This is a genomic window from Trinickia sp. (assembly GCF_051961175.1).
Taxonomy (GTDB): Bacteria; Pseudomonadota; Gammaproteobacteria; order Burkholderiales; family Burkholderiaceae; genus Trinickia.
The window spans coordinates 1-2292 of sequence record NZ_JBQCDN010000470.1; the positions used below are offsets into that span (position 1 = coordinate 1).

The 2292-nt window shown below is 62.9% G+C and carries 2 protein-coding genes and 1 pseudogene; 2 read left to right on the forward strand and 1 reads right to left on the reverse strand.

The window, feature by feature from the left end:
* A partial coding sequence (locus tag ACTHL0_RS26645; protein WP_440570122.1) for a c-type cytochrome occupies positions 1–563 on the reverse strand: 563 nt, incomplete at its 3' end.
* Between the two features lie 327 nt (positions 564–890).
* Here ACTHL0_RS26645 and yihA point away from each other — a divergent pair.
* The gene (yihA, locus tag ACTHL0_RS26650) at positions 891–1547 is read left to right on the forward strand and encodes a ribosome biogenesis GTP-binding protein YihA/YsxC (RefSeq protein WP_440570123.1); all 657 of its coding nucleotides are present in this window, start codon (positions 891–893) and stop codon (positions 1545–1547) included.
* Between the two features lie 354 nt (positions 1548–1901).
* Positions 1902–2186: pseudogene (locus ACTHL0_RS26655) on the forward strand (porphobilinogen synthase); the annotation flags it as partial.
* Positions 2187–2292 lie beyond the last annotated feature (106 nt).

Below are 2292 nucleotides of genomic sequence, written 5' to 3' on the forward strand. Positions count from 1 at the left end.
CCCGCGCCCTGCTGGAACGCGTGCAGCTGCGTGACCGTGTAATCGGCCCACTGCCACGACAAGCGCGGGTACTGCACGGGGATGCCCATTCCCGTCGGCCCGTGACAGCCGGCGCAGGCCGGCACGTTCTTCTCGGCGATCCCGCCACGGTAAATCTTTTGCCCGTCCGGCACCGTGGCCGGATCGTGCGCGAAATTCGGCTTCGGCGTCTGGCTCGCGAAATACGCGGCCACGTTGAGCATGTCCTGATCGGAGAGCGCCGCCGCCATGCCAGCCATGATCGCATTCGTGCGCGCGGCCGATTTGGCCCCCGCCTGCACTTTGAAATCTTTCAGCTGCTTGACGAGATACGCCTGCTGCTGCCCCGCCAATTTGGGAAACGAGCCGGTCGCGCTGTTGCCGTCCGCCCCATGGCAAGACGCACAGACGCTGCTGGCGATCGCTTGCCCTCGATTCACGTCCGGCTTAGGTGTTTCCGCCGCTCTCGTTTGTGCCGCCCAACTCAACAAACCCGCTGCTGCAACGACTTCAAGCACCTTCAAAGACTTGCACAGTCGATTCATTCGCACACCCGGTTTCGTCTTGTGAGAATAGAGTGTCCTCCACGCCCAACGTGGGGCCCTGCCCTCGCGGACAGCGGGATGATCGCCATGAGCGGCCCGGCGATTTCCCGAGAGGTTGATGCAAACAACGCGGCGACCGATAACCGCGAAACGACCTGCGGCCGTCAACACGAAAACACGAAGCGCTTGACAAACACCTCGATCAGTCTCCAGCAAAACTTTCGTATTGTACAATAACTCGCTAATCGCCAAGACGCCAGTCGGGCAAGCCCCCGCCTCGTCCGCGCCCTCCTTCGAGCGCTTTACGCGCCACCTTCCTGTCTCGCCATGGCCTTCCTGTTGCATCAAGCCCGTTTCTACACGACCGTCAACCACTTGCGCGACCTGCCCGCCACTGTCCAGCCCGAAATCGCCTTCGCGGGCCGTTCGAACGCGGGTAAATCCACGGCCATCAACATCCTGTGCAACCAAAAGCGGCTCGCCTTCGCCAGCAAGACGCCAGGCCGCACGCAGCATATCAATTACTTCGGCGTGGGGCCGGCCGACGAACCGGCCGGTTATCTGGTCGATTTGCCCGGTTACGGCTACGCGGAGGTGCCCGGCGCCGCCAAATCCCACTGGGAAGCGCTGCTCTCCAGCTACCTCCAAAGCCGCGCCCAGCTTCGCGGCATGGTGCTGATGATGGATTCGCGCCGCCCGCTCACCGAACTCGATAGACGCATGATCGAGTGGTTTGCGCCAACGGGCAAGCCCATCCATACGCTCCTGACCAAATGCGACAAACTGACGCGGCAGGAAAGCATCAATGCGCTGCGCGCGACGGAGAAGGGCTTTGCCGAGTATCGCGCGGCCGGCTACCAGGGGGAATTGTCGGCGCAGCTGTTTTCGGCGCTCAAGCGCGTCGGCCTCGATGAAGCCCATGCACGCCTCGAAGGTTGGCTCGCCGCCGACGCGGCCGGGGCGGATGCCGGCACGACGGCCTGACAGGACCCTGCGCGGAAACCGCATCGAACCCGCTCGTAACCTGTGCGTCAGGTATCCAACCTCGAGCGCGCCTTTCGTCTGCGGTTAATCGATCATCGCTGCGGCACAGCGTCGCGGCACCGAGCGCTCGGCGCGACGGCTGCCGACGTAAAAAAACCCGCCGAATCTCGGCGGGTTGAACAGCCTAATCGAAAAACGACAGGCACCCGCTCAGGGAGGAGAAGCGGGGAGCTCGGCGACATGCGCTCGCTAGAAGGCACGCGTTTCGCTCGATCGCTATCATATACCATTGTTTGCAAAAGTTTTTGTGCCGGCCGGGCCGGCAGTTCCCTGATTCGACAGCGAATTTTCCCTATGAGCTTCTATCCGCATCACCGCCCTCGCCGCATGCGGCGCGACGATTTTTCCCGCCGTCTCATGCGCGAAACCGTGCTGACGACGAACGACCTCATCTACCCCGTCTTCATCGTCGAAGGCACCCATGTTCGGCAGGCCGTCCCATCGATGCCCGGCGTCGAGCGCGTGTCAGTCGATCTTTTGATGAACGTGGCCGAGCAATGTGTCGACCTCGGCGTGCCGGTGCTCTCGCTGTTCCCTGCGATCGAGCCGGCGCTGAAAACCCCTGATGGCCGCGAAGCCGCGCAAAAACTCACGCCGCACGGGAACGATCGGCCCGGTCCTGACGATTGCGCTCGCAATTGATCGCACCTAGCTGCGGCGGATCGCCGCGGCGCGGATCGGCAAA